The organism is Streptomyces sp. NPDC005722 (assembly GCF_040630935.1).
Taxonomy (GTDB): Bacteria; Actinomycetota; Actinomycetes; order Streptomycetales; family Streptomycetaceae; genus Actinacidiphila.
Genome location: NZ_JBEXYN010000046.1, coordinates 33,984 through 56,315, shown reverse-complemented (window position 1 = coordinate 56,315; position 22,332 = coordinate 33,984). Strand labels below are relative to the sequence as shown.

Genomic DNA, 22,332 nt, shown 5'->3' with positions numbered 1-22,332 from the left:
CGTTCACCGTGGAACTTCGCGAAGTCCTTCCCGCGCAGGCGGGGGTGGTCCGCTGGGCGATCCGGCCGCCCGCGACTGGTGGCGGTCCTTCCCGCGCAGGCGGGGGTGGTCCGTTCGTGATGGCGGGGCAGAGCTGGTAGTCGGGGTCCTTCCCGCGCGAGCGGGAGTGGTCCGGTCCTGCACTGGCTGGACGACTTCGGCCTCCAGTCCTTCCCGCGCGAGCGGGGGTGGTCCGCCGATGATGTCCGACCTGCGGGAGTCCGGAGCGTCCTTCCCGCGCAAGCGGAGGTGGTCCGCCGGAACAGGACCCGGTCGACGACCCGGAGCCGTCCTTCCCGCGCAAAGCGGGGGTGGTCCGTACGGCGTGACCGGCTTCCTCGTGGTCCGCCGGTCCTTCCCGCGCAAGCGGGGGTGGTCCGTGGTCCAGGGTGAAGGCGCCCGGGTCACGCTGGTCCTTCCCGCGCAAGCGGGGTGGTCCGTGAGCGACTACACCCCGGCCACGTGGGCGCGGGTCCTTCCCGCACAAACGGGGATGGTCCGCTCTGGAGGGGGGAGGGGCCCGCGGACAGTCGGTCCTTCCCGCGCGAGCGGGGGTGGTCCGATGGTGTTGCCGTTGTGGTACTTCGGGTTCGTGTCTTCCCGCGCGAGCGGGGGTGGTCCGATTCTCGTAGCTACGTGGAGACGGCGGCCGAGGTCCTTCCCGCGCGAGCGGGGGTGGTCCGCGGTTCGCGGTGACGCAGTCCCGCTGGCCGGGGTCCTTCCCGCGCGAGCGGGGGTGGTCCGCGCGCGGTTCTCCACGTAGAACGTGGGCTGAAGTCCTTCCCGCGCGAGCGGGGGTGGTCCGACATGGCCCGCCGCCTGGCGGACCGGGCCGGTGTCCTTCCCGCGCGAGCGGGGGTGGTCCGACGAGGACGACTTCGCCGACGCCCGCGCATTCGTCCTTCCCGCGCGAGCGGGGGTGGTCCGCGGCGAACAGGTGCAATGCCTGTGCGGGGGCAGTCCTGCCCGCGCGAGCGGGGGTGGTCCGTCCGTCACGGTCGACGCCCTGACCGCCGGCGCGTCCTTCCCGCGCGAGCGGGGGTGGTCCGCCCCAGGCTCGCGCGCTTCACCTCCTTCGCTCGTCCTTCTCGCGCGAGCGGGGGTGGTCCGCACGTCGTCTCCATCGGCTCCGAGGGGCGGCTGTCCTTCCCGCGCAGGCGGGGGTGGTCCGGACCCGTCGACCACCTGGAACGGCTACGCGGCGTCCTTCCCGCGCAGGCGGGGGTGGTCCGCCGTTGCTTCCACAGGTCGAGCGGCTTGCCTTGTCCTTCCCGCGCAGGCGGGGGTGGTCCGATCGGCGTCATCATCGCGGCCACGGGGCTCGTGTCCTTCCCGCGCAGGCGGGGGTGGTCCGGAAACGTGGGTCTGTTTCGAGGAGACCCACCTGTCCTTCCCGCGCGAGCGGGAGTGGTCCGCCCGAGCAAGAGGCCAAGGCCAAGGGCCGCAAGTCCTTCCCGCGCAGGCGGGTGTGGTCCGCCCCTGCAGCAGGCCGTCATCTTCGGCATCGGGTCCTTCCCGCGCGAGCGGGGGTGGTCCGTCCGCCTCGAAGCTGTCGCCCGCCGAGTTCGAGTCCTTCCCGCGCGAGCGGGGGTGGTCCGCGGCGCCAGAACAGTTGCGGTGCGAACCCGTCGTCCTTCCCGCGCGAGCGGGGGTGGTCCGCACGGCGGCCAGGGACTGAGCGTCGAGTTCGTGTCCTTCCCGCGCGAGCGGGGGTGGTCCGATCCCGGTGGGCGAGTACGAGCGCATCCGCCGGTCCTTCGCGCGCGAGCGGGGGTGGTCCGCTGGGACTGACGGACGCTTCGGTCACTTATCGGTCCTTCCCGCGCGAGCGGGGGTGGTCCGAGGACCCCGCTTCACGGGCCTCACGACCGACGTCCTTCCCGCGCGAGCGGGGGTGGTCCGGATCTCGACCTGTCGAAGCGGGGCAAGGCCCTGTCCTTCCCGCGCCAGCGGGGGTGGTCCCGTTCGGCACGCAGGAGAAGGCCTACATGACGTCCCTCCCGCGCAAGCGGGGGTGGTCCGGTGACCTACGAGCTGAAGAACAAGCCCTTCCGGTCCTTCCTGCGCAAGTGGGGGTGGTCCGTCCTTGCGGAACGGCCCGAACTGCATGGCCTTGTCCTTCCCGCGCAGGCGGGGGTGGTCCGGCCACGCACGATGTCGCCGATCAGCATGTTGAGTCCTTCCCGCGCAGGCGGGGGTGGTCCGCGGTCCCGCATGTCGGCCCGAAGTGCCGCCAGGTCCTTCCCGCGCAGGCGGGGGTGGTCCGTCCTCCGGCTCCATGTCCTCGCCGGGGCAGCAGTCCTTCCCGCGCAGGCGGGGGTGGTCCGGTTCTCGTCACTGCTGTCGTTGCTACCCGCGTGTCCTTCCCGCGCAGGCGGGGGTGGTCCTCAGCACGGACCCGCCGGCCGGTACCCGCGCGCGTCCTTCCCGCGCAGGCGGGGGTGGTCCGGTCTGCATCCAGATCGAAGTCCTCGCCCGCGCGTCCTTCCCGCGCAGGCGGGGGTGGTCCGGGCTTTGAGCTGGCCGACCCGGACACGTACATGTCCTTCCCGCGCAGGCGGGGGTGGTCCGCAACTGTCGGCTGCGGCCCTGCATGCGGGCCAGTTCTTCCGCGCGAGCGGGGGTGGTCCGAGGATCCGGTCCGGGTCGGCCTTGACGCTCTGGTCCTTCCCGCGCAGGCGGGGATGGTCCGCTGGTCGACGTCATGCGGGACGCTGGGGTGTCGTCCTTCCCGCGCGAGCGGGGGTGGTCCGTCGCCGAGGTCGCCCGGGACCTCCTTGCGGGCGTCCTTCCCGCGCGAGCGGGGGTGGTCCGGAGACCCTCGACGCCGAGGCCATGGAGGAGATGTCCTTCCCGCGCGAGCGGGGGGTGGTCCGTGCTTGTGCTGGGGGGAGCGATGGCCGCCGCGGTCCTTCCCGCGCGAGCGGGGGTGGTCCGTACGGCGAGTGCACCGTCGTTCGAGGATTTCGCCCATCGCTTCTGGATCGAGAACCCCGCTCGAAGTTCCTGGTGTTCTGCCGCTACCTGCGCAGCCTCTACCCGACCGACGTGCGCATCGCCATCGTCTGCGACAACTGTGAGGATCATGGGGTGCCGCAGGGGGCCGGAGCTTGACCCGTGCGACAACTGGCCTCAGCTGCCTTGGAGTAGATCTGTCGGCCCCGGCCCCCTGTGGTGCTCGCTGCCGCCGGCCCGCTGGGCGTGTCCCGATAGGGGCTTTGCTGCACAAAGCACCGTCACAGTTCTGACCGCCCACCGGACCGGCGTCGGCCACCAGCCCCCGTCCGAGGAGCCTCGTGACCGTCACCAGCATGCCCCAGACCACGCTGCCCACGCAGCACGCCGCAGACCTGGCCGAGGATGTGATCCTGGGAGTCGATACTCACAAGGACGTCCACGTCGCCGCGGTGATCACCGCATTGGGAGCCTCGCTCGCTCACCAGGAGTTCGCCACCACTGCCGCAGGTTATCGACAGCTGATCGCCTTGGCACGGTCGTTCGGTGTCGTTCGACGTGCCGGTGTCGAGTGCACCGGCTCCTATGGAGCCGCCCTCACCAGGGCCCTCGGCCGGGCAGGTATCGATGTTGTCGAGGTCAACCAGCCAGACCGCGCCACGCGGCGCAAACGCGGTAAGACCGACGCCGTCGACGCTGACGCGGCAGCTCGCGCCGTCCTGTCGGGACGCGCCACGGTCACGCCCAAGACCGCGGATGGCCCTGCGGCAGACATGCGCGTCCTACGACTGGCCAAGGAGTCAGCGATCAAGGCCCGCACCCAGGCGATGAACCAGCTCAAGGCCATCCTGCTGGACATCGACCCCGACCTGCGCGACCTGCTCACCGGGCTGAGCAACCCCGCCCTGGTCGCCACCTGCGCAGCACTCACCGACGAGCGGGGCGAAGCGGTCTTCACCCTGCGCCTGCTCGCCATGCGGATCCAGAACCTGTCCGGAGAAGTCAAAGAGCTGACCCGGCGCACCACAAGGGCCGTCCGCTCCTGCCGGCCACAGATGCTGGGCCTGGTCGGCGTCGGACCCGACAGTGCCGCTGCCCTACTCATCGCCGCAGGTGACAACCCTGACCGCCTCACAGACGAGGCGTCCTTCGCAGCCCTGTGTGGCGTCAGCCCAGTCGAGCAGTCTTCAGGCAAGACCCACCGCCGGCGACTGAACCGCGGTGGCAACCGACAAGCCAACGCCGCTCTCTACCGCATCGTGATGACCCGCATACGCTGGGACGAACGCACCCAGGCATATCTGCAGCGGCGCACCACCGAGGGCATGTCCAAGCGCGAGATCATCCGGTGCTTGAAACGCTACGCGGCCCGCGAGCTCTTCAGACACATCTGCCCACCGGCAACCACAGAACTGGCAACTGCCGCCGCTTGACACAACATAGGGGCATCTACTCACCCCACCTGACCACCAAGCGGTGCCAACGGGTCGGGACCTGGGCCGAGGCGAACAACGTGGAGATCGCCTACACCCCGACCAACAGCTCCTGGCTCAACCGCATCGAGGCCCAGTTCACCGCCCTGCCCTACTTCGCCCTCGACGGCACCGACCACCCCACCCACAAGGCCCAAGGCAGCATGATCCGCCGCTACATCATCTGGCGGAACAAGAACGCCACCAACAAGCACCTCACAGCCCTCGTGAGCAGGACCAACGCAGCATGACCTGCAACGGCAACAGGCAGCATCACCACAGGTACAGGAAGCTCCGCACGTCGTCATAGCCGTCCTGGGCCCGACCGTCCACGTCCGACGGGTCCGCCTCGGCCCGCGCCGCCAGCGACGCTGCCAGTGCGAGGGCCTCATCGCCGAGTCGACCGAAGCGTCGAGCGGTATGGCCCAGGCACAGGCCGGCCAGCCCGAGCAACGGACTACCCGACACAGCCCGCGTCCCGACCTCCATACACCAGTGCTCGACGAACTCTCGATCGTCGTCGTTCAACGCACTCCCGACCAGGACACTCGCTGCCTCGATCTCATGCGAGCGGTCACCCAGAGCCCGCTCCAGCGAGTCGACTACAACCTCGTGAGGCAGCGCGGGAGGGTTCCGGAAGTTCCGATGCATGTGCACCCCGCGAGACTACGCGGACCCGCAACCCAGACATCTGCCAGGCCGCACCCGACGGGACGAACGTTGCCTGATGCGGCATTAGTTCCTGAGGCCACTCTGGCCACGGGGCGCCGGCCTCGCTGCTTGCATGGTCCTCAAGTGCGAGGTAGTTGTTGGCGAGGTCGATGACCTCGGCCAGCTTGGAGATAGCGAAGGCGTGGTCCAGGGCGGGAAGCGTAGCCGCACCAGATGGGGTCCCAAGCACGAGCACTAGATCACGGTCAGGACGACCCCTCTTCCTGACATGCGCCGTAGGATGCCCCGCATGATTCGGGCTGTGGTGTTCGACGTCGGTGAGTGCCTGGTGGATGAGACCCGCGAGTACGGCACGTGGGCCGACTGGCTCGAGGTCCCCCGCCATACCTTCGCCGCGATGTTCGGTGCCGTCATCGCTCAGGGCCGCGACTACCGCGAGGTCTTCCAGGAGTTCCGGCCCGGTTTCGACCTGACCGAGCAGCGCGAGGCGCGCGCCGCGGCCGGCCAGCCCGAGCACTTCGGCGAGGAGGACCTCTACCCGGATGTCCGGCCCGCCCTGGCTGCTCTCCGCGAAGCCAGCCTCTGGCTCGGCATCGCCGGCAACCAGACCGTCCGCGCTGGCGGCCTCCTCCGGAACCTGTTCACTGAGGACGTCGACCTCATCGGTACCTCGGACGACTGGGGTGCCAGCAAGCCCGACCGCGCCTTCTTCGACCAGATCGCCAAGGCCGTCCCGTTCCCGCCGGCAGAGATCCTGTACGTCGGAGACCGCCTCGACAACGACATCCGCCCCGCCGTCGCGGCGGGGATGGCCACTGCGCTGATACGCCGCGGCCCCTGGGCCACCATTCAGTGGCTGGCCCCGGAGGCCGTGGCGCTCCCCACTTTCCGGGTCGAGAGGCTCACGGAGCTCCCCGCCCGGATCCGGGCGCTCAACGCTGCAAGGCGCTGACCGTCGTCGACCACCCGTAGAGCCGGTCGTCGAGGCGGTGCACGCACGCCTCGTGCTGCCACGTCTGCATGTCCCGGCGCACCTCCCGCACCCGCTCCATGCCCGTCGCGTACCAGCTGACCGCCAGCTGGTCGAGGGCGCGCTCCGCGTAGCCGCAGGCCCCTTCGACGTTGCCGGACGCGGTCTCGACGGCCGCCAGGTCGCCGAGGATCACGGTGCGCTGCTTCCCGTCTTCCGGCGGGAGGTCGTCGAGGACCTGGAGCAGGGTCTCCCGTGCCTGCGGCAGGTGACCGGCCTTGAGCTGGGTGTTGCCCTTGAACGCGGCCAGCCGGAGCGGGGAGAACCAGTCCATCCAGTCCGGAGTCGGCCCCTGCTGCCCGGCAGCGAGGAGGTCCTCGGCGTGGCCGAGGAGATTCAGCGCGGTGCGGGGGTGACCGCAGCGCGTCTCGCACTCGGCCTCCACCGCGTCCAGCCACGCCAGCAGGATCGCAGGCGCCGACGCTCGCCGGGCGTAGGTCCGGGCCGCGGTCATCCGCTCCGCGGCTTCGTCCCGCCTCCCGGCCCAGCCCGGGATGAACGCTGTGTGTGCGAGGATGGCCGCCCCGATCAGGGAGTCCTCGGCTTCGCCCGCGGCCTGCAGCGCCTGGACGTACGTCTGTGACGCGATCTCCGGCTGCTGCTCGTCGAAGAACTGGATCCGTCCGGCCAGCAGCAGGCTTTCAGCGAGGGCCGAGGCCAGACGCGGGTGAGCCGGGCCCATCATCTGGGGGAGCAGGTGCCAGCCCAGACGCGCGTGATGCAGGACTGCAGGCAGGAGTTCGCACGGGGCGACGGACCAGTACAGGTGGCGATGGGCGACGGTGACGGACTCATAGTCGGCTCCGACGCCGACAGGCTGTGCGACGCCCTGCCGTGTGGAGGGAACGGACGCCAGGCCAACAGCCGTGAGGACACCCGGCCCTGCACTGGCGGGGATGATGGCGGGTCCTGTGCCGTCGCTCCATGGAGGCGTGAAGCCGAGTTGCTCGAGCGACTGGCCGAGCAGCCGAGTCAGGACCGTCCGCTGATCCCCTTGCGGCCAGGGAGGAGTGTTGCTCTCCCAACGGCGGATCTGGCGCTCGCCGATCTCGAAGCCGCGCAGACCGATCTCCGCGGCCGTGCGAGCCAGCGCATCGGCGAAGGCCTGCTGTGAGTGGTAGCCGGCGGCGCTGCGCGCGGCCTTGAGCTTCTGGTTGCCTGCGGTGCGGGTCATGCTCACCTCTGTGCGACGTCGGATCGCCTGACGCTCCCACAGTAAGCCCTCACCCGGACGTATTTCACTCCCCCGGGAGCAGAAAAGTCCTTACAGAGTCCGGGATGAGTCCGCTAAAAGTCCTTCAGAAGTCCTGTGCGGGCGGCCACTCTGTGTGCGTCACCAGTCACAGCCGTCCGGGGGCTCCATGAGCACACAGGGTATGTCCGCCAGCGTCCGTGCCGCGGAGGAATGCGACCTACCGCCCACCGGGCGCGAATGGGACGCCATCCGCGTACAACAGACCCTCGGCCTCGAGGCGCTGCGCATCCTCGGCTCACGCAACGGCGCCGTCATCACCGACCCGGTCGAGCGCACCATGTATTGGCGGCTCGTCCCCGCCGGGACCGCCAGGGCCTGGAACGTCCCGGACACCCTCGTACTCGGCGTCGGACACCACATCGGTGTGCCGCCACCCCGCAGGACGACCGGTCCCGGCCCGAACCGGCAGATGTGCCCCGGCGACGACTCCCTCCTCACCGGCCCCGACGCCCTGCGCGCGGCCCTCGAAGACCTCCAAGGCGTCGACCCCCACAGAAGGCAGCCCCAGTGACCGCCCAGTCGCCGCGCCGCCGCGCCCTCATCTACGTCTGTATGACCCGGTACGGCGATGTCCACCGCGTTCTGCAGGAACTCCGCGACTACGCGGAGCGGCGTGGGTGGGACATCGCCGACGAGTACGCCGACCGCAACGGTCTCGCCACGGCCGAAGCCGAGCGTCCCCAGTTCCACCTGGCCAGGGCAGCCATCGCTGCAGGCCACGCACAGATCTTCCTGACCAAGTACGACACCATGCTGGGGCTTTGCGCCGCCGAGGCCGCCGAACTACCCGACTTCGAGCGGTGGCTCGGTGAGCACGGCGCTGAGGTACACGCAGCCTGGCGCCCGCGGGTGGCGGCGCAGGCGTGACGGCTACCCGGCCCCCTCTCAGCTTCCCGCCCCGGCCAGGGGCGAGGCAGACGGTCCCGTCAGGGCGAACAGCCCCGCGGGCCCGTGGCATCACCGACGTGCGGGCACCTGCCGTCCGCATCGTCCCCAACCATCCGCACAGCCAAGGAGAAGGCTCATGGAGTCCAAGTCCGATATCGCCGCCGCTGCCAGCGTCTCGACGAGGGAGACCGAGCAGACCACTGACGTCGTCGTGGTCGCCGTCGACGTCGAAGACGAGGAGTAGGCCCGTCCACGGCGCCCCTCCCGGCCCCGCACGGGTCCGGGAGGGGCGCCCCTCGCATCTGACCGTGGAGGTCAACGTGATTCACGTGTTTGCCGGGCCCACGCTCCCGAGCCTGCCGCCCTCGTTAGCCGCGTCCGGCGTACGGCTCCGACCGCCGGTCGGGCACGGTGACCTGTTCGACCCCGGGATCCACAGCGGAGACACAGCGGTGATCATCGACGGGGTGTATCACCAGGCGCCAGCCCTGCGGCACAAGGAGATCATCGCCGCGATAGGCCGCGGGGTGACCGTGATCGGAGCGGCAAGCATCGGCGCCCTGCGCGCGGCCGAGCTGGCGCCGTACGGGATGCGCGGCGTCGGCCACATCTACGCCGCATACGCGTGCGCCGAGCTCGAGGGTGACGACGAGGTGGCGGTCGGACAGTCCCCCGACGGGGAGTTCGGGGCGCTGACCTGGCCGGTGGTCAACCTCCGGCAAGTCCTGCGTCTCGCTGTCACGGCGGGGATCCTCGACAGCGAGCGGGCCGTGAGGCTCCTGAAGGCGCTGCGAGCGATCTACTACCCACAGCGCACCTGGTCCGCCGTGCGCGCCGTGTGCCGCCGCCAGGGCGAGGCCGCGTTCACCGAGTGGCTGACTGCCCGGCTCGCGCACGACCGGCACTTCGGAGACCTGAAGCGCGCTGACGCCCTCGAAGCCGTGTACAGGGCGCTGGACGGCGGCCGACCCAGCAGGGCGGCTGCCGGCCACGCGCTGGTCTGGGAGACGGCCTACTTCCAGCGCTGGTCGAATGCTCTCACCCGTGCCTGCGTTGACGGTGTGACGCTGTCGACCGAAGACCGCCTGATCTATCAGCAGGTGTTCGACCCCGGGTTTGCCAAGACGTGGACCGCCTTTCTGGAACACCGCTCGCTCCACCCCGCCGACGGCAGTCCGGGCCTGCCACTCGAGGCGAGGCTCGCCCAGGTCGCAGGCGGGGACCTGCCCGCGGACGCGGTGTTCCACCCGCCGGTCGACCTGCGCGACGAACCGACCGTGGCGCAGCTGCTGGCCGGCGAGACCGAGGAAGACCGCCACGCGGTCGCCCGGTACGCCGCGACGCTCGCCGAAGAACGGCGGACCCGGCCGGGGTTCACGGTCGCCGCGGTCCGCGACGACCTCACCCGCTGGCTCCTGGTGCGGGTGTGGCAGTGCGCGAAGCACGACTTCGACGCGGAGGCGTCCGCGCGTGGGCTGGGCACCGGTGCGCGCGCCGTGGCGGCGGCCAAGCGACTCGTCCCTGGCCTGCTTCATGAGATGCGCGAGAGGACCGAGAAGACGGAGGCGGCCCATGCGCGGTGACGGCCTGGTGGAACTGCCGGGCACGGTGCGCGCCCGGACACCGGATGAGACCTGGGAGGCGGTCGGAGGCGACCTGACGCAGTTCGGCATCACCCGGGTCGCGGACCTGACCGGTCTGGACTGCATCGGTCTGCCGGTATGGACGGCGATCAGGCCCGCCTCGCTGACCCTGAGCACGTCCCAGGGAAAGGGCGCCACCGCCCTGCTCGCGAAGCTGTCGGCGGTGATGGAGGCGATCGAGCTGTGGCACGTCGAACAACCGCTCCCGGTTGCCGCGCGCGGGCCGGCCGTCGAGGTGGCCCCTCGCTGCCCCGTAGCCGCACTGCCGCTGACCGTCCCGTACCCCGCCGCCTCCCTGGCCCAGGTGGTGTGGGAGTGGACCGCCGGTACCGGCCTGGTCAGCGGTGCGGAGCGGCTGGTGCCGGTCGACCTGGTCCGCCGCCGGGTTCAGCGGCCCGAGTGGAGCCCGGATCTGCTGCGGGCCACCAGCACCGGCCTGGCCTGCGGGAACACGCGCGACGAGGCCCTGCTGCACGGCCTGTTCGAGGTAGTGGAGCGAGACGTGCTGTACCGGGACGGGCAGGCGGGCGGCCGGCGCCGGACGCGCATCGCGCCCGCAACGGTCGACGACCCGCATGGCCGGGACGTGATCGCCCGGCTGACAGCTGCCGGCATGGCCCTGGAGATGTCGCTGGTGCGCGGCCCCTACGGGCTGCCGGTATGCGTCGCCTACCTGTGGTCGGAGGACTATCCGGTCGTCTTCGCCGGCGGCGGCTGCCACAGCGACCCGGCGATTGCACTGACCCGGGCGCTGACCGAGGCCGCGCAATCCCGGCTGACCGCCATCTCCGGAACACGGGACGACCTCCCCAGCGACCACGCCTCCCTCGACAACACGCCGTTCAGGCCCGCACGCACCAGCGGGCTCACGCCCTGGGCGCGGGCAACGGAGCACTTCACCTGCCCCCGCGGCGGTTTCGCCGACCAGGCCGCCGACATCGCGCAGCGGCTCGCCCGCGTGACCGGGCACGAACCGGTGGCCCTGGACCTGTCCGATCCGGCCGGTCCCGTCCACGCCGTGCAGGTCATCTGCCCAGGCACCCGCTCACGGATCAGAAGGTCGATGCCCCGATGACACTCACCGCGCCGCCACCCGCGGCCGCGTACGACGCCTTCCACCGCGCCCGCGCCCGTACCGACCTTGCCTCACGCCTGTACGCACAGGCCATGGGCGGGGACTACCCGGCCGAGGCCGCCGCGTCCAGCTCCTGCGACTGGCCCCTGCTGGGGCTGATGACGGCACGGCTACAGATGCAACCCGGCCAGCTCCTGGCAGATGCCGGGTGCGGGACGGGCGGCATCGGCCTGTGGCTTGCCCGCCCCAGCGCCCTGCGCCTGGAGGGCTTCGACCTGTCCCCGGTTGCCGTCGCCCAGGCCACCGCCCGTCGCACGCACTTCCTCGGCGACGCCGCCGACCGGGCCACGTTCCGCGTCGCTGAGCTGGAGGACACCGGCCTGCCCGACTCAATCGCCGACGGCATCGTGTGCGTGGATGCGTTCGCGCTCGCCACCGACCGGGATGCCGCGGTTCGTGAGCTGGCCCGCATCCTCGCCCCCGGCGGCCGGCTCGTGATGACCAGGGCCCTGCGGCGGGACGCGGGTCCCGTCTGGGAAGAGCAGGCCCAAGCGGCCGGGCTCATGGTGCAGCACGTCGACGAACGGCCCGCCGAACCGGCGATGTGGGAACGGCTCTACCGGCTGTGGATCGCCCACGCCGACGAGCTGCGGCGTGAGCTGGGCGACGCCCAGGCGCAGGCCATGCTGCACGAGGCCCACCGCGTACTGCCCACGCTGCCGGGCCGCCGCGCGGTCCTGCTCACCCTGGAACGCCCCTCGGCCTCCCGGGGCAGGCCCATTGCGGCCGATACGATGACCGGGCCTAGCCGCCGCACCGACGAGAGGACCCCTCAGTGAGCCAGCACGCCCGGGCCGCGGTGTTCTCGGCCGGCTCCTGGGGTACCGCCGTGGCCAAGATTTTGGCCGACGCCGGCAGCAGCGTCGTCGTGCACGCCCGCCGCAGCGAGATCGCCGACGCGATCAACGGGACCCACCGCAACCCCGGCTACTTCCCGGACATCGAGCTGCCCACGGGCCTGACCGCGACCACCGACCCGGCCGCTGCGCTTGACGGCGCGGACTTCCTGGTGCTGTCGATCCCGGCCCAGAGCCTGCGGGCCAGCCTCGCGGCGTGGGCGCCGCACATCGCGCCGGACACCGTGATCGTGTCGCTGATGAAGGGTGTCGAGCAGGGCAGTCACCTGCGGGCGAGCCAGATCATCACCGAGGTGGCCGGCGTGAGCACGGACCGGGTCGCGGTACTGTCGGGGCCGAACCTGGCGCGCGAGATCATGACCGGCCAGCCTGCCGCGGCCACCGTGGCGTGCCCCGACGAGGATGCCGCCCGCCGCTTCCAAAAGGCCTGCCACACCGGCTACTTCCGGCCCTACACCAGCACCGATGTCATCGGCTGCGAGCTTGGCGGCGCGGTGAAGAACGTCATCGCCCTCGCGGTGGGCATCGCCTCCGGGATGGGCCTAGGCGACAACGCCACGGCGATGCTCATCACCCGCGGCTTGGCAGAGATCATCCGCCTCGCTGTCGCCATGGGCGCCCACCCGGTCACCCTCGCCGGCCTGTCCGGCCTCGGCGACCTGGTCGCCACCTGCTCCTCCCCGCTGTCCCGCAACCGCACCTTCGGCACTCACCTCGGCCGCGGCCTGAGCCTCGAGCAGGCCACCGCCGCCACCCGGCAGACCACCGAAGGCGTCAAGTCCGCCGAGGCGATCCTCGCCCTCGCCCACGCTCACGACGTCGAGATGCCGATCACCGACGTCATGTCCGCCCTCCTGCAGGAGAAGGTCACCCTCGAGCAGGCGGCGGCCGCGCTGATGCAGCGACCGCCCAAGCCCGAGCGCTGAACCCGGCGCCCCGACGGGCCGCCCACCCCACGCATCCCTCCCACCCGGAGGCCCCACCATGCACCCCGTTGCGCTCTCCGCTGCTCAAATCGCCATCACCGTCGCCCTGGTGGCATGGATGATCACTGGCTTCACCCGCCTGCCCGGCCGCTGGCTGCGCTGGAAGATGTTCTGCCGCGCCACCTTCACGATCATCACGCTCACCGGCACCACCAAGGACGGGCACACCGAGCCCGTGAACGTCTACGACCACCTCTCCCCAGGCAGCTTCATCCTCGGACCGCCCCAGCTCCAAGCCGTACTCGACCACCTCTCCCGCAGCGGCCGGTACGAGCGGATCGACGGCCACGGCCGCGTCCTGAACGCCGCCGGCGAGCAGCCCGTCACCGTGGAGGACAGCCGTGTGGTTCTTTGACGCCCTCGCCTCCGGCTTCCAGCACCCCACCAACCCCGGCCGCCTCCAGTGGTTCCGCATCGTCTTCGGCCTGGTGCTCACCGCGCGGTTCGCCCTCGCCTTCGGCCAGGGCGGCTGGGACCGCTTCACCCCGGACTCGCTCAGCACCCACCTCGCCGGACAGCGCTTCGGCCCGGCCAGAGCGCGCATCCTGACCACGCTCTACCGGCCAGCGCTGGTCGTCCGTACGGTCGCTGCCGTCGCCCTGGCGGTCGGCATCGTCCCCCGCCTCGCACTCCTGGCGGTCCTGTCCGGCGCCGCCATGGAGCTGCTCTACCTCAAGAGCCCCAACGCCATCCGCTACACCCTGCTCACCGGCGCTGGCCTCCTGGTGGCCGGCGACCTCGGCCACGGCTTGTACGTCGAGCATGGGCCGAGCACGGCGAACACGTGGGCGCAGTGCCTCCTCGTGCTGATCACCACAGACATCTACTGGAACAGCGCCTGGCAGAAGGCCCGTTCCCCGCAGTTCCGCAGCGGGCTCTACCTGGCCCAGTGGATCCACACCTACACCCAGGTCCGGAACCGTCTGCCCTACCGCCGCCAGCACGCCATCCCCAGCCTCATCCGCCGCCACACAGGGAACCTCACCGGCCGGAACATCCGCCTCTGGCGGACGGTCGCGGCCTCGACGATCGCGGTGGAGTTTGCGCTGCCGCCCGCACTTCTCCTCCCGCAGACGACGCCCTACGCCATGGCCGCCGGCATCGGGATGCACGCCACGTTCACGTGCCTCAAGCCCCGCCAGCTCATCACCTTTTCCGGCCTCACCCTCGGGACATACCTTGCCTTCGCCGGCTGACCTCAGTGACCTGGTGTCAGCTATACCTTGATGCGCGACCGGTCCGCAGGCAGCACGCGGTCTCCACCGGGTGGCCTGCCCGTCGCCCCGTGTGAGGTCGACGACCACTACGGCCATGCCAACACCGAAAGCAGCGGCACATTGTCAGGTGCGGTCGTCGTGCTAATCGCCTTCGTGCCTCAACAGCTCGAAGATCAGCCGTTGCCCGTTCACATATCCAGGCACTCACTCCGACGCAGCGACCAACGCCCGGATCAACTGGGCACCCGTACATCATTTCCCAGGACACAACCGCAGCCATGCCATCGGCACGACCTCCATCCTCACTGTCGAACCACCTTCAACCCGAGCCCGCCATCCATTGCAGTCCTCTGACACACTGACCACATGAGCCAGCGGCATCCAAGTCAAGCAAATGTAAAGCCCTCCCAAACCTCCAGGTGACGGAGGGGTTCTTCCCGCGCCAGCGGGGGTGGTCCGGCCCGGAAGGCGGGGGGCGACCGGTGAGGCGCGGTTCTTCCCGCGCCAGCGGGGGTGGTCCGGTCCGCATCGCCGACGACTTCCGCGGCCCGGAGTTCTTCCCGCGCCAGCGGGGGTGGTCCGTCGTGGGTAGGCCGGGCCTCGACATGGGGGTGGTTCTTCCCGCGCCAGCGGGGGTGGTCCGAACATCCTCGCCGCCGAGCCGCGCCTGCGGACGTTCTTCCCGCGCCAGCGGGGGTGGTCCGCACGGTGGCGCTCGGGGGGCGAAGCCCTCCGGGTTCTTCCCGCGCCAGCGGGGGTGGTCCGACGTGCAAGGGGTGCGGCCAGACGGTCATGGAGTTCTTCCCGCGCGAGCGGGGGCGGCCGGACGCCGTCGGGCCGCCGATTGACGACTGGGGGTTCTTCCCGCGCGAGCGGGGGTGGTCCGGTCCCGCAGGAGATGGGCACCGTCGAGGGTGTGTTCTTCCCGCGCAGGCGGGGGGCCCGCCGGCGGTGTCGTCCGCGACGCAGGTGCCTCCGTCCTTCCCGCGCGAGCGGGGGTGGTCTCGTGCACTTCATCGGGTGCTCCGGTCATCTGCTCCGGGCGGCTGTCCTTCACGCGCAGGCCGGGCCGCACGAGAGCTTCGGATATACGGACGACTCGCAGTCCTTTCCGCGCAGGCGGCGGCTGACCCAAAAACGATCACGGCTCACGCTGGAAGTCGATGGTGGTCCCGGAGCGTTTCGACCTACCGCTCGGCTCCCTCCCTCAGCGGCGAGCACCCGGCTCCCCTCACCCCAGCATGGCACCAGTGGTACCGTTGGTGCCATGACGAAGTCGATGAACCTGCGCTTCCCCGATGAAGCGACCTACGAGGCAATCAAGACGGCCGCAAGCGTCGCCGGCGTCAGCATGCAGCAGTACGTCGCCGACGCAGCCGCAGACCGGGCCCTAGCCAAGCAGAAGGCCTTCGTCGAGGCCGCCCTGGAGCACCGGGACACGATCGCAGCCGCGTTCGCCGACGTCGACCCCGACGACGCCGACCCGACGTCCCTGCGGAACACGCGGAGCACGGCCGACGGCTCCCTCATGGCCGCTGAGACCCCCGGTGCGCAGGAGAACGCCGCGTGAGCGAGTCCGCACCCGAGCCGCTCCACCTCGAAGTACCGTGGCTTCTGCAACTCGCCGAGCAGCTCCACGGCGACCCGCAGGCCAACGACATCGGCCCGCTGTTCGCAGCCGTCTCCCGGCACAGCGCCGTCGCGATGGGCCGCGACGTGTACGGCTCCCTGTGGCTCAAGGCCGGCGCACTGCTGGAAACCCTGTCCCGGCTACGGGCCCTCGAGCACTCCAACCGCCAATTCGCACTCATGGCCGCGGTCGCCTTCCTACAAGTGAACGGGCACACCGTGAAGTTCCCCCCAAAGGACGCCGCAACCCTGGTCCGCGACGTCGCCGAAGGCACCAAAGGCGTCATCGACGCCGCACGACAGCTCCGCACCTGGGCCACGTCCTAAGAGCTGCGCCACGTCCCCCGCGCGCAGGTAGCGGTCCTTCCCACGCAAGTGGGGATGGTCCGTCGCTGTCCGGGGTCGCCGTCGAACCCGATGATGTTCTTCCCGCGCAGGCGGGGGTGGTCCGATGACGCGGGAGCCGAGATCGGTCTTCCCAGCGTCTTTCCCGCGCCAGCGGGGGTGGTCCGATGCGCCAGTCCGTCCAGGAGCGGTTCTTCTCGTCCTTCCCGCGCAGGCGGGATTGGTCCGGTCCGACAGCGCACCTACCACGACCCCAGCCGGTTCTTCCCGCGCAGGCGGGGGTGGTCCGCTCATCAAGGCGGCCCGCACGGACCCAGGCGCATTCTTCCCGCGCAGGCGGGGGTGGTCCGGCGGGCGTGGCGATCGTCGCGGGGGCCGTGGCATTCTTCCCGCGCAGGCTGGGGTGGTCCGTCAGGGCTCACGCGGATCTACTACCGGGCCGCGTCCTTCCCGCAGGCGGGGGTTGTCCGTCTTCACAGCTCGACCGCGAAGTCCCTCCCGCGCAGGCGGGGTGGTCCGGTGCCTGACGACGGTGGTGCGCACCGGCTGCCGGTTCTTCCCACGCAGACGGAGGTGGTCCGTGGATGGTTTCGAAGACGTTGCCCGTCTGACCGTTCTTCCCGCGTAGCCGGGGATGGCCCGTCCTTGCGCATGACGGGGGGCCGTCCCGAAACGGGAACCTGATGCCCGGCCACGCGTTCTCCTCGCGCAGCCGGGGTGGTCCGCTGCTGCCCGCCCAGGAGATAGTCCACCCTCGGGGTGGGGCTGTTGGGCAGCGGTTCGTCGGCTGGGCGGAACCCTTGTCACGAGTGTTGCCTGTTGTCAGCGCACCAGGATGAGCCCGCAGCTGTAAGCGCGAGCGTGGCCGATGCCGCGGGTAAGGGTGGCGACGAAGGCCTTGGGGTCGGTGACGGTGAGTGTTCCTTTGATCTCTGCACGAGCGATGCGGAGTCCTTTGTGTGTGGTCGGGCTGGAGGCCTTCGGGAGTATGCGCAGGGCTAGCTGGTCGATGTCGGTGTCGGCGCCGATTCTGGTGACACCGTCCGCTGTGACGGGCGGTTCTCCGGCGGGTTGGAGGCGGCGGGTGAACCACGTTTTCACATGTTCGGGGCGGTTGAGGGCGATGCGTGTGCCGCGGGTCTTCTCGGGGGAGCCCGGTGCGGGTGGGCGGTTGTGGACGGGGTTGACGACCGTGCGGAAGGCGACCTGGTCGCCGGCTCGGAAGGTACGGTCGATGGTGAGGTGGTGTGGTTTCTCGGCGAGGGCACCTCGGGGGAGATGTCCCCAGTCTCCGGGGACGCCGGACTGGACCACCAGGGAGAGTTCGGCTTTGCGAAGGTCGATGGTCCAGGTCGACAGGATGCCCATCTGAGAGCGGGCGTCGGGGCTGCCGTCGTCCACCCAGCCGGCGAATCCGCTCATGACGGTCCGGTGCATGTCCTGGGCGTCGATGAGGGATTTGGCGGTGAAGGGGTGGCGGGCATCCAGGGTGAGCAGGGTGTGGGTGGTGACGAATCTGGCTGCCCTGCCGGAAGCGGCGGGAACCGCTGGCGTGGTGTTCACGGAATGATGTCCCATTCGCTGGCGTGCGGGGCGATGGTAATGCGGTGGCGGGTTTCCCACCGAAGGCCGTGGACGGGTCCGTTCGCGTCAAACCGCACGGGCTGGTCATGCAGGGGACCGACGCCCGGCAGGGGGTGTGGGCTCTCGATCCATGCCCACGGTCGCATCACGGGATTGGGCACGGCGCCGGCGGAAGGCAGGAGTGATCTCGTCTCGAAGACTTCCTTCAGCGTGCCCGGCACGACGCCCAGGGCCACTTGCCCGGAGGGCGGACAGGATTTACGGCCGAGCCACAGCAGGCGTTTGGGGTGTTCCAGGGCATACGCCAGGTGGTTCAGGAGCGTGGGATCGGGGTGCTGGAGACCGACGAGGAATGCGGCGTCGGCAAGATACCAGCGTTCGCTGATCATGGCGTGGCGTTGGAGGTTTCCTGGGACGAGAGCACCGGATACGGGGTCGGAGGCGATCGATTTCGGTGCTCCGTACCAGCCGTGCAGTGTGTGGCGCCCGAAGGGCTGGGCGGCTTGGTTCGCCTGGTCGGTGGTCGTGTCGTCGACTGATTCTGAGGCCGTCTCCAGGGCTGCTGCCCGGCGGTGGTCGGTGGCCAGATCGCGGGGGCGAAGCGGGTAGGTGCCTCCGCCCACGGTGTGGTAGTCCCGGAGGGGGGTGCCGGGGTGGTCCGCGCGGATGCCGAACTGGACTGTGGCAAGCTCGCCCAGGGGCTGTATGCGATCGAGGCCGAGGGCTGCGGCACACAGTCCGATCACACCGGACTTGGTGGGGCGGGAGTGGGTGTCGCGGGCCGCGAACCGACTGGCCATGCCCCAGGACTGTATGGGGCCGGCCAGCCGGATGAGGAGCACGTGCGTGTCGGTCATGGGGTGAGGTCCTCGGCACGCTCCACTACGGTCGCGGACGCTGTGAGCTCCGGGTCCTGCAGGACGTTGTCGATCTGCGGATCGTAGGTGAGGATCCTGGCGGTGCGCAGGTCTTGGCGGCGTCGGCTGACGAAGGCGTGGTGGCGTAGGAGTCTGCGGACTGCAGCGGGTCCTGCGGGTCCTTCACCGCCGGCGCTGTGCGGTGACTCGTCGACGGGGAGCTGGAAGGCTGCTGCGTAGTTGTAGGGGCGCTCGCCTTCGAAAGCCAGGACGAGGGCGGGTAGCGTGCCGGTGGATGCGGTGGAGTTCTTCTTCGCTTCCGGGAAGGCCTCGACGAAGGCGTTGACGAACTCGGTCTCGGCGTCGGCGGCGGCTTCTTCTGCCTCTTCCGCCTTCATTCCGGCGGCTCGCAGATTGGTGCGGAGCTGGATGCGGTCGAGGACGGCGTGCCGGTAGAAGGTCCCGGAGATCAGGGATTGGTAGCCGGTCATGCCGGCGCCTGCGTCGTCCGCCGCGTCGAGGAAGCTGAGGGCGTTTCGCTTGCGGTCCAGTTTGGCGTCGTCGGCTGCGGCGTAGAAGTCGTCGATCTGTTCGGCTTCGTGGACGGTGAAGGCGTGGCTGCTTTGCACTGCGCCGTCGACGTTCGGTGAGTCCGGGACTTCGGCGAGGAAGCGTCCGTAGAGGGCGATGTCCACGGCGTCGCGGGGGGCGATGGCGAGGAGGACGGCGTCGCGTGTGGCTTTGGGGAGGGCTGGGAGCTTCGCGGCGGGTTCGGCGGGTTCGGTCTGCTCCGGCGGGGGCGTGTCGGCTGTGGGTTTGGCGCCTCGGCGGGGCTTTTTGGCTGCTTCGGCCTGGACCTGCAGATAGTTGTCGCGCCATTGCCTGAGGTCGTCGGCATGTTCGGCGATGTGGGCGGCGATTTTCGTGTCGGCGTCGGCGGGCGCGAAGATCAGAACCTTGGTCAGGTTGGCCACGGTCTTCTTGCCCGGGTCGCCGAACTTCAGGCCGCTGGCTTCGATCACGGCCCGGGCGGTGGTGAGGGCCTCGTCCTTGTCCCAGCCGTGTTCGGACTCCAGGGTCCGGCCGGTCAGGATTGCCCACTCACGGGTGCGGATGCCCATGCTCCGGCCTGCTAGGGCGCCGATGCCGGCGTTGGCACGGTTGCGGGCGTGGACGCGTTCCGCGCGCCTTCGGGCCTGGCTGGTGATCATGTGCCGTTCGGCTCCGCCGTAGACGAGGCTCTTGGGCTGGCCGTTCTCGTCCCGCACCGGCAGGACCGCGACCAGTGTCTCGAGGAGGTGGAGGGACAGGAATTGGCTTCGGGAGTCCTCAGTCACGGGGTGTGGTCCTTCCGCGTCGTCGTCTGCTTGCTCTGTGCTGCTGGGATGCGTGTCGGCGGGGTATGGAACTCGACCGACCACTGGTAGGCGATTCGCGCCTTGCGGTCGTGCCACCGGATGAGGTCCTCGGTGAGCTGGGTCCAGGAGGGCGGGGCCTGGTCGCAGGACCGGAGCCGGGTGATGGTGTGCTGGAGGTGGCGCCAGGGGACGCGGCGGCTGGCCACGACGCGGTCCACAAGGCGGCGCGCTCCCGGGTTGTCCGGACCGCGTCCGGTGCCGTCCCCGATCCGGCGTGCGGCTGCGCCCACGCTGCCGTGGCCGTAGGAGGGCACGGGGCGGCCTTGGTGGTAGATGGCGAACAGGAACGCCACCCGCTCGAACAGCTCGCGGTGATCGTCGCCGCCGTACCAGCCGGCCCGGATGTGGGCGTTGGTCGGGTTTCTGGCGCGCCGCAGGTCCGCGAGGGTGCCGTATTCGCGGTTGCGGACGAGGGTGGTCAGCCAGGTGGTGAGGGCCGCGCTGTCGTGCGGGAAGGCGTTTTTGGCGATGGGGGCTTCGGGGTTGTCCTCAGTCATGGGCAGTTTCTCCGCGGAGTTCGGCGGGTGCCTTGTCGCTGTTCATGTCGTCTTCGAAGCGCTGCTCGGCCCGGGCGCGGGCGCGGTGTCCCCGGTGGTTGGGCGGAAGGGAGTCCAGGCGGTGGTAGAGGTGGGTCCGGGCCTTGTCCTTCAAGGTCTGGGCGTAGTCGAGCAGGGGGGCCGAGACCGGGTCGTCGTCCTCGGTTCCGGCTTCGATCACTTCATCCAGGAGGTTGTCGAAGGGTCCGGTAGCGGCGGGCCAGAACTCCCAGCGGCCGTCGAACCGGGCAACCTGGGCGCTGCTGTCGGCGGCGTGCCCGGCCGGATACGCGATTTCTGAAGCCACAACGGCCGCGCTTTTCAGGCTGCGTGCCACGTACTCGGCAATAACCGAACCGCGGTAGGAGGCACGGAACAGATGCCGGGCCATGCCGGGAGCGTAAGGGTAGGTGCCCTGCGTCCAAGCGACCGGCAGGGCCTTGTTGGCGATCAGGCCGACGGCCCACATCTGGTACGGCGCCCCGGGGCCTTTCTTCTCGTAGGGCAGCGCCCGCAAGCGTGCGTACAGCCCGGTCTCGTTGTCCATCACCGCGCTGTACAGCGCGTGGGCATCGCGCCAGAGCGCTCTGCTGGGGGACGCCCACAGCGGCTTCTTCTGACCACCCAAGGTTGTCGTGTACACCGCATCCTGGAGGTGGCGCTCCTGGTCGAGATCCAGGACCTCGCCCGCCCCGATCAGGACGCGGTCGACGTCGATGCTTCCACCGGGACCGCGCCTCGGTCGCAGCAGCACGGAACGCCCAAGGGCGCTGTGCAGGTCGGCCGGGCCCCTCGGCGTTCTAGGCTTGGCCTTCTCGGCGAAGGTCCGGCGCTCGATGACGGAGCCCGTCCACGACGTGTTCAACGTCCCCGGAGCACCGTCAGGCGGGTACAGATTCAGGCGCAGTGTCTCACCGAGTGTGCGGCCCAGGGCCACGACACGGATCCGTCCCTGCAGCCGGCCCGCAGCCAGGTTGGTGACGGCCGGCCCGAGCTCCTTCCCCGAAATGCGGCCACGCCCGTACGGGGCATACACGTACTGGGTGAGCATGGCGCGGAACGCCTGCGCAACAGGGAGCGGATCATCGTGTTCGAGGTGGTGGTGATCGAAGTGCTGGTTGTAGTCACCTGCGTGTTCGATCACCAGCTGAGCCGGACCCGTACCACCCTCCGGCAAGTACGGGGCGAACATGCTGTTCTGCCCCAGCGGCCTGTCCGCGCCGAACAGGTCCCATGCGTCGCCGGGCTGGCCGGCCAGCCATCGTGACGCCTCGCCGAGATCGCGCTTCCCGGTGATCCACGTACGCCACTCTTCCGACGAGGCCGGACAGGTCCCGGAGGCGAAGCAGATTGCCATCAAGTACTCGATGACAGCCACGGTCTCACCGGGAGTCGCACAGTTGATCGCGCACAGCTCGTCGGCCTCAGCAAGCACGGCGCACAGCGAATGATGGGCAGTGGCTCCGTCCATGGTCACCGTGGGAATACAGGGCTGGTACCGGGGATCCCAACTAAGGCGCTGCTCGACGATCCCCCCGTCGCGCACTTCGGGCAACCTGACTCTCGCTTTCTCAATCGTGGCCGTCGGACATAGCGGTGACGCACCGAAACGACGAGGACGCCAACAGCCTCCGATCGGACCGTGGGTCCACTCAGATCAGGCCACCGCTTTCCGCGCTGGAGTACGGGCCGCGGACGTGGGTCCCCGCTCACGCGGGGGAAAGCCCGGCAGAGCCACGGAGGCCGTCAACGGGCCATCCCTGCTGCGTGCAGGAAGCGCAATCATCCCTTCTTCGACTTGAAAACAAACTCAG

The 22,332-nt window shown here is 70.1% G+C and carries 19 protein-coding genes, 2 pseudogenes and 2 CRISPR repeat arrays; of the genes and pseudogenes, 14 read left to right on the top strand and 7 right to left on the bottom strand.

Translation table 11 applies throughout. The features are described 5' to 3' along the window. Window positions 1-23: 23 nt before the first annotated feature. A CRISPR array of direct repeats spans window positions 24-296; the repeat unit is 29 nt; unit sequence GTCCTTCCCGCGCAGGCGGGGGTGGTCCG. Between the two features lie 2,737 nt (window positions 297-3,033). From ABZ479_RS34560 to ABZ479_RS34550, 3 genes and pseudogenes are all read left to right on the top strand, one after another. Beyond that, a pseudogene (locus ABZ479_RS34560) lies at window positions 3,034-3,126 on the top strand (transposase); the annotation flags it as partial. 224 nt (window positions 3,127-3,350) lie between these two features. Further along, a complete protein-coding gene (locus tag ABZ479_RS34555) occupies window positions 3,351-4,427 on the top strand; it encodes an IS110 family RNA-guided transposase (protein ID WP_500465241.1) in 1,077 nt (358 codons plus the stop codon). 17 nt (window positions 4,428-4,444) lie between these two features. Next, window positions 4,445-4,717, top strand: a pseudogene (locus ABZ479_RS34550) (IS630 family transposase); the annotation flags it as partial. Window positions 4,718-4,739: 22 nt separating this feature from the next. On the opposite strand, the gene ABZ479_RS34545 reads toward ABZ479_RS34550, so the two are convergent. Further along, a complete protein-coding gene (locus tag ABZ479_RS34545) occupies window positions 4,740-4,994 on the bottom strand; it encodes a hypothetical protein (protein ID WP_500465237.1) in 255 nt (84 codons plus the stop codon). Between the two features lie 433 nt (window positions 4,995-5,427). On the opposite strand from ABZ479_RS34545, the gene ABZ479_RS34540 reads away from it, so the two are divergent. Beyond that, entirely contained in the window at window positions 5,428-6,090 is a 663-nt protein-coding gene (locus ABZ479_RS34540) for an HAD family hydrolase (protein ID WP_500465236.1), read from the top strand. Here ABZ479_RS34540 and ABZ479_RS34535 read toward each other — a convergent pair. Further along, complete coding sequence (locus tag ABZ479_RS34535) at window positions 6,071-7,342, bottom strand: NsdA family TPR-like regulatory protein (protein WP_500465235.1); 1,272 nt, start codon at window positions 7,340-7,342, stop codon at window positions 6,071-6,073. The two genes, ABZ479_RS34540 and ABZ479_RS34535, sit on opposite strands and share 20 nt — an antisense overlap. A gap of 202 nt (window positions 7,343-7,544) precedes the next feature. On the opposite strand from ABZ479_RS34535, the gene ABZ479_RS34530 reads away from it, so the two are divergent. The 10 genes from ABZ479_RS34530 to ABZ479_RS34485 all read left to right on the top strand — a co-directional run bounded on the left by ABZ479_RS34530 (window position 7,545) and on the right by ABZ479_RS34485 (window position 16,105). Then, window positions 7,545-7,934, top strand: coding sequence for a hypothetical protein (locus tag ABZ479_RS34530; RefSeq protein WP_500465234.1), 390 nt, complete (start codon window positions 7,545-7,547; stop codon window positions 7,932-7,934). After that, a complete protein-coding gene (locus tag ABZ479_RS34525) occupies window positions 7,931-8,290 on the top strand; it encodes a hypothetical protein (protein WP_500465233.1) in 360 nt (119 codons plus the stop codon). The genes ABZ479_RS34530 and ABZ479_RS34525 overlap by 4 nt, the downstream gene beginning before the upstream one ends. Before the next feature lie 329 nt (window positions 8,291-8,619). Further along, complete coding sequence (locus ABZ479_RS34520; RefSeq protein ID WP_500465232.1) at window positions 8,620-9,894, top strand: TfuA-like protein; 1,275 nt, start codon at window positions 8,620-8,622, stop codon at window positions 9,892-9,894. Continuing rightward, window positions 9,884-11,029 (top strand): YcaO-like family protein, encoded by a 1,146-nt coding sequence (locus ABZ479_RS34515; RefSeq protein ID WP_500465231.1) that lies wholly within the window; start codon window positions 9,884-9,886, stop codon window positions 11,027-11,029. Before ABZ479_RS34520 ends, ABZ479_RS34515 begins: the two co-directional genes overlap by 11 nt. Then, window positions 11,026-11,868 carry a class I SAM-dependent methyltransferase gene (locus ABZ479_RS34510; protein ID WP_500465230.1) on the top strand — a complete coding sequence of 281 codons (843 nt, stop codon included), beginning with the start codon at window positions 11,026-11,028 and terminating at the stop codon, window positions 11,866-11,868. The genes ABZ479_RS34515 and ABZ479_RS34510 overlap by 4 nt, the downstream gene beginning before the upstream one ends. Beyond that, window positions 11,865-12,872 carry an NAD(P)H-dependent glycerol-3-phosphate dehydrogenase gene (locus tag ABZ479_RS34505; protein ID WP_500465229.1) on the top strand — a complete coding sequence of 336 codons (1,008 nt, stop codon included), beginning with the start codon at window positions 11,865-11,867 and terminating at the stop codon, window positions 12,870-12,872. Before ABZ479_RS34510 ends, ABZ479_RS34505 begins: the two co-directional genes overlap by 4 nt. Before the next feature lie 58 nt (window positions 12,873-12,930). Continuing rightward, window positions 12,931-13,287 (top strand): hypothetical protein, encoded by a 357-nt coding sequence (locus ABZ479_RS34500; protein WP_500465228.1) that lies wholly within the window; start codon window positions 12,931-12,933, stop codon window positions 13,285-13,287. Further along, window positions 13,274-14,128 carry a hypothetical protein gene (locus ABZ479_RS34495; protein ID WP_500465227.1) on the top strand — a complete coding sequence of 285 codons (855 nt, stop codon included), beginning with the start codon at window positions 13,274-13,276 and terminating at the stop codon, window positions 14,126-14,128. Before ABZ479_RS34500 ends, ABZ479_RS34495 begins: the two co-directional genes overlap by 14 nt. 451 nt (window positions 14,129-14,579) lie before the next feature. Beyond that, window positions 14,580-15,035: direct repeats of the CRISPR family, unit length 29 nt; unit sequence GTTCTTCCCGCGCCAGCGGGGGTGGTCCG. 381 nt (window positions 15,036-15,416) lie between these two features. Next, window positions 15,417-15,719 carry a hypothetical protein gene (locus ABZ479_RS34490; RefSeq protein ID WP_500465226.1) on the top strand — a complete coding sequence of 101 codons (303 nt, stop codon included), beginning with the start codon at window positions 15,417-15,419 and terminating at the stop codon, window positions 15,717-15,719. Beyond that, window positions 15,716-16,105, top strand: a complete 390-nt coding sequence (locus tag ABZ479_RS34485; protein WP_500465225.1) for a fic family toxin-antitoxin system, toxin component — start codon at window positions 15,716-15,718, stop codon at window positions 16,103-16,105. The genes ABZ479_RS34490 and ABZ479_RS34485 overlap by 4 nt, the downstream gene beginning before the upstream one ends. 840 nt (window positions 16,106-16,945) lie before the next feature. Here the strand turns inward: ABZ479_RS34485 and ABZ479_RS34480 are convergent. The 5 genes from ABZ479_RS34480 to ABZ479_RS34460 are packed head-to-tail and all read right to left on the bottom strand — an operon-like array spanning window position 16,946 to window position 22,064. After that, a complete protein-coding gene (locus ABZ479_RS34480; RefSeq protein ID WP_500465224.1) occupies window positions 16,946-17,686 on the bottom strand; it encodes a type I-E CRISPR-associated protein Cas6/Cse3/CasE in 741 nt (246 codons plus the stop codon). After that, window positions 17,683-18,564 (bottom strand): type I-E CRISPR-associated protein Cas5/CasD, encoded by an 882-nt coding sequence (cas5e, locus tag ABZ479_RS34475; RefSeq protein ID WP_500465223.1) that lies wholly within the window; start codon window positions 18,562-18,564, stop codon window positions 17,683-17,685. Before cas5e ends, ABZ479_RS34480 begins: the two co-directional genes overlap by 4 nt. After that, window positions 18,561-19,901 carry a type I-E CRISPR-associated protein Cas7/Cse4/CasC gene (locus ABZ479_RS34470; RefSeq protein WP_500465222.1) on the bottom strand — a complete coding sequence of 447 codons (1,341 nt, stop codon included), beginning with the start codon at window positions 19,899-19,901 and terminating at the stop codon, window positions 18,561-18,563. The genes cas5e and ABZ479_RS34470 overlap by 4 nt, the downstream gene beginning before the upstream one ends. Further along, window positions 19,898-20,479, bottom strand: coding sequence for a type I-E CRISPR-associated protein Cse2/CasB (casB, locus tag ABZ479_RS34465; RefSeq protein WP_500465221.1), 582 nt, complete (start codon window positions 20,477-20,479; stop codon window positions 19,898-19,900). Before casB ends, ABZ479_RS34470 begins: the two co-directional genes overlap by 4 nt. Beyond that, on the bottom strand, window positions 20,472-22,064 hold the full coding sequence (locus ABZ479_RS34460) for a type I-E CRISPR-associated protein Cse1/CasA (RefSeq protein WP_500465240.1): 1,593 nt from the start codon (window positions 22,062-22,064) through the stop codon (window positions 20,472-20,474). The genes casB and ABZ479_RS34460 overlap by 8 nt, the downstream gene beginning before the upstream one ends. Window positions 22,065-22,332 lie beyond the last annotated feature (268 nt).